At 68.5% G+C, this 1,936-nt stretch carries 4 protein-coding genes; 2 read left to right on the forward strand and 2 right to left on the reverse strand.

Annotation, left to right across the window (positions count from 1 at the left end; all coding sequences use genetic code 11):
- Window positions 1–264: thiamine pyrophosphate-dependent enzyme (locus WDW90_RS36685; protein WP_336492652.1), on the forward strand; the 264-nt coding region annotated here is incomplete at its 5' end.
- Between the two features lie 117 nt (window positions 265–381).
- Here the strand turns inward: WDW90_RS36685 and WDW90_RS36690 are convergent.
- Window positions 382–594: a hypothetical protein gene (locus tag WDW90_RS36690; protein WP_336492653.1), complete on the reverse strand. Its 213-nt coding sequence runs from the start codon at window positions 592–594 to the stop codon at window positions 382–384.
- A 109-nt stretch (window positions 595–703) separates the two neighbouring features.
- Window positions 704–1,543, reverse strand: a complete 840-nt coding sequence (locus tag WDW90_RS36695; protein ID WP_336492654.1) for a LysR substrate-binding domain-containing protein — start codon at window positions 1,541–1,543, stop codon at window positions 704–706.
- Window positions 1,544–1,720: 177 nt separating this feature from the next.
- On the opposite strand from WDW90_RS36695, the gene WDW90_RS36700 reads away from it, so the two are divergent.
- Window positions 1,721–1,936, forward strand: a 216-nt coding sequence (locus tag WDW90_RS36700; protein WP_336492655.1) for a hypothetical protein, incomplete at its 3' end; no start/stop codon positions are given.

Raw genomic sequence — 1,936 nt, forward strand, 5'->3', positions numbered from 1 at the left:
GGCACCGAGCTCGACCCGAAGCTGAGCTATGCCAAGATCGCGGAAGGCTGCGGCTTCAAGGGCGTCACGGTGGAGACGCAGGACGACCTGACCGCCGCCCTCCGGACCGCTGCCGAGGACCAGGGACGCGGGATCACGACCTTCATCGAGGTCGTCCTGAACCAGGAGCTCGGCGAGCCCTTCAGGCGGGACGCGATGAAGAAGCCGACCGTCGTCGCGGGAATCGATCGCGCCGACATGCGGCCACAGCGGGCCGCCCCGTAGCGCCGACGCGATCCGGCGGCTCAGTCCCGCCGCACGGCACCGGGCGCGGTCCGCGCGTCCGGCCGCCGCCTGCCCGGGCTCACGCTCCGTCCGACGCGGGCCGGAGCGGGCCCCAGGTCAATTGCCCGGGTAGAAGACGAGGCTCTCGCCCTGCTCGTTTCGGGCGATCTGGAGCATGTGCCACGTCAGGCCGCGCACCACTCGATCGGCTGTCAGGCCGCCCGGGGACACGTGCGCCGGCTGCGTGGCCTGCAGCTGCGCGATGCTCGTGAGCAGATAGAGCGCGGCGGCATAGGGAAGCGCCGCGCGCAGACGGCTGAGTTCGTACATGGGACGATCCGGGTCCGGGATGATCCGGGTCCGGATTGTGCGCCCCGATACCACGGCGTATGTGCGTTGCACAATAAACGGCGCTCGAATTTGCTGCACAGCAGCAATGTCAGCGCACGGACCCGCCGAGCTCCGCCTCAATGTACTGCGCCAGATGCTCGGCCGCCGGGCCGACCCCGCTCGGTTTGCGCTGCAGCACGATCTCCATCGCCGGGAGATCGCGCAAGCCGTCCGCCCGGCCGAGTCGGCGCATGTTCTGATTGAGCGCGCAGAGCGGGAAGATCGAGACCGCGAGGCCGGCATAGACTGCGGCCTGCAGCCCCGCGATGCTGTCGCTGACCGCCGTGATGGTCCAGGACCGGCCGACATGGCCGAGCGCGTCGAGCGCGTGCTGCCGGTAGATGCTGCCGGCCGGCAGCAGCGCCAGGGGAAGCGTCCCCTGCGTCGATACGGGATAGTCGCGGGCCGCGACCCAGATCAGCGGCTCCTCCCGGACGACCGTCGCGGCGCCGAACTCCGGCTGGCGCGTCATCACCGCGACGTCGATCTCGTCCCGTTGCAGGGCGGCGTGGAGATGGACGCTGCGCGAGCAGCGCAGCTCGATCTCGATCTGCGGATAGGCCCGCGAGAAGCGCCCGAGCACCGCCGGCAGCAGGAAGGCGGCGTAGAGGTCGGGCACGCCGAGGCGGACATGGCCGGCGATGTCGGGCGCGCGGAAGCGCTCGCGGATCTCGTCGTTGAGGTTCAGGAGGGTCCGGGCATAGCCCAGCAGGATCTCGCCGTCGGGCGTCAGGTTGAGGTGCCGGCGGTCTCCCGCGAAGAGCGGCTTGCCGAGCGCCTTCTCGAGGCGGTGGATCTGGTGCGTGACGGCCGGCTGGGTACGCCCGACCTGTCGCCCGGCCGACGTTATGCTGCCGGTCTCGTTCACGGCGACGAAGGTCCGGAGCAAGCAAATCTCGAGATCCGGAATCATCTCGATCAATTTCCTGAATGATCGCGATGCAGACAATAAATTTTTCTCTCAAACAGGCAAGGGCTAGCATCCTTTTCTGACGCTGTCGGTACGCCGAACTCGCAGGCCCCAAGACCTGCTCAAGCCGACGGCGGTGAGGACGAGGAACGCTCGATGGACGCCGAGCCCGGTCGCGGTCGGCGCACGGATCCGGGCGCCCGGCGCTGGCCCGCTCTCGGCCGTCTCGACCAGGAGGGCAGCATGCTTCGGCTCAGGCGCGTCAAGGCAACCGATCGGGTTCTGCTGATCATCTGCCTGATGTATTTGATCACCTACATCGACCGGGTGAATATCGGCACCGCCGCGCCGGTCATGCAGAAGGAACTCGGC

The organism is Methylobacterium nigriterrae, assembly GCF_037106235.1.
GTDB lineage: Bacteria > Pseudomonadota > Alphaproteobacteria > Rhizobiales > Beijerinckiaceae > Methylobacterium > Methylobacterium nigriterrae.